Here is a 1,612-nt window from a genome sequence, read left to right as displayed (position 1 = left end):
CGCCGCCTGGTGGTGCGCCAGCCGCACGCCGAGCGTCCTCAGGCCGCGCAAGGCGAGGAACATGTCGTCGGGGCCGCAGCACAGGCCGAGCGCGCCATGCGTGGTGCGAAGCGCCGCGGCATGGGCCGCGTTGGCCGAAACCCAGCCCATCATCAGGTCGGCGTGGCCGCCGAGATATTTGGTGCCGGCCGAGACCGCGAGATCGACGCCGTGATCGTGCGCCTTGAAGAACAGCGGCGTCGCCCAGGTGTTGTCCATGATCACCGCCGCGCCGCGCGCGTGCGCCGCGCCCGCGATCGCCGGAACGTCCTGCACCTCGAAGGTCAGCGAGCCGGGGCTCTCGACGAACACCGCCTTTGTGTTCGGGCGCATGAGGTCCGAGACGTGGGCCCCGACCGAGGCGTCGTAATAGCTGGTCTCGACGCCCATGCGGCGCAGCATCCCGTCGCAGAATCGGCGGGTCGGCTCGTACACGGTGTCGACCATCAGCAGATGGTCGCCGCTCTTCAGCGCCGTCATCAGCGCGAGCGACACGGCGCTGACGCCGGACGGCGCGAGCGCGACGTGCTGGCCGCCCTCGAGCAGCTTGAGCGCGTCGCTGAGCGCCTCGGAGGTCGGCGTGCCGCGCCGGCCGTAGGTGTAGCGGCCGCGCGCCGCCTTGAAGTCCGCGACGGTGGACCAGAGCACCGTGGAACCGTGCACCACGGGCGGGTTCACGAAGCCGAACTGCTCGTCGGAGCTTCGGCCGCCGAGCACCAGCTCGGTCATGGGCCCGTATCTGCGATCACCGAAACGGGCCATGCGTGAACTTTCCAGATCCTGCCGATGATGCGGCGCGGCGAAGCTGCTCCATTTGCGATCACGCGCGAGAAACTGCAAGCCGGTCAGGCGGCCGCGGCGGGGCTCCGGGTGGCGGCGATCCATTCCCGCGCGCGTTCCTCGGGGTCCGGCGCGCCGAGCACGTCGTTGACGACCGCGGTGACGTCGGCGCCTGCCTGAAGACAGAGGCGCGCGCGCTCCGGGGTCAGTCCGCCGATCGCGACCAGCGGCCGGTCTCCGATCAGCCGCTTCCACTCGCCGATGCGCTCCAGTCCCTGCGGCGCGAACGGCATCTGCTTGAGGATGGTCGGCCAGATCGGGCCGAGCGCCACATGGTGCGGGTCGAGCGACAGGGCGCGATCAAGCTCCGCGCGGTCGTGGGTCGAGACGCCGAGCCTGATTCCGGCCGCGCGGATCGCCTTGAGGTCGGCGCTGTCGAGATCCTCCTGACCGAGGTGCAGGAAGTCCGCGCCCTCGTCGATCGCGAGCTCCCAGTAGTCGTTGACCACCAGCGTCGCGCCGGCCGCGCGGCACAGCGCGAGCGCCTCGCGGATTTCACCCCGCAGCGCCTCTTGCGGCTTCTGCTTGATGCGGAGCTGGATCAGCCGCGCGCCGGCGCCGACCAGCCGGCGCACCCAGGCGGCGCTGTCGACGACCGGATAGAACGGATCGAGACGCGCGCTCATGCGAGGCTCTCGCCTGGTTCGGCGCGGACGTCATCAAGGTGGAGCGCCCGGGCGCCGGCGACGCCACCCGTCAGCAGCTCCAGGACATCCCGGACGTGGACAGCCTC

At 71.0% G+C, this 1,612-nt stretch carries 2 protein-coding genes and 1 pseudogene; 1 reads left to right on the top strand and 2 read right to left on the bottom strand.

Translation table 11 applies throughout. The features are described from left to right. Together ACIKT0_RS18075 and ACIKT0_RS18070 are read right to left on the bottom strand one after the other, a co-directional pair. On the bottom strand, positions 1–768 hold a 768-nt coding region (locus ACIKT0_RS18075; RefSeq protein WP_407106712.1), incomplete at its 3' end, for a PLP-dependent transferase. A gap of 116 nt (positions 769–884) precedes the next feature. Continuing rightward, positions 885–1,505 carry a thiamine phosphate synthase gene (locus ACIKT0_RS18070; RefSeq protein WP_407106711.1) on the bottom strand — a complete coding sequence of 207 codons (621 nt, stop codon included), beginning with the start codon at positions 1,503–1,505 and terminating at the stop codon, positions 885–887. A 2-nt stretch (positions 1,506–1,507) separates the two neighbouring features. Between ACIKT0_RS18070 and ACIKT0_RS18065 the strand changes: the two are divergent. Further along, positions 1,508–1,612: pseudogene (locus tag ACIKT0_RS18065) on the top strand (CoA transferase); the annotation flags it as partial.

It is taken from the genome of Hansschlegelia beijingensis (assembly GCF_045505405.1).
Lineage (GTDB): Bacteria > Pseudomonadota > Alphaproteobacteria > Rhizobiales > Methylopilaceae > Methylopila > Methylopila beijingensis_A.
The sequence above is the reverse complement of the archived record's forward strand: the minus strand, read 5'-3'. Positions and strand labels throughout refer to the sequence as shown.

Bases quoted from the DNA above. Each gene is read 5' to 3' on its own strand.
- ACIKT0_RS18070 (WP_407106711.1), bottom strand. From the start codon at position 1,505: ATGAGCGCGCGTCTCGATCCGTTCTATCCGGTCGTCGACAGCGCCGCC.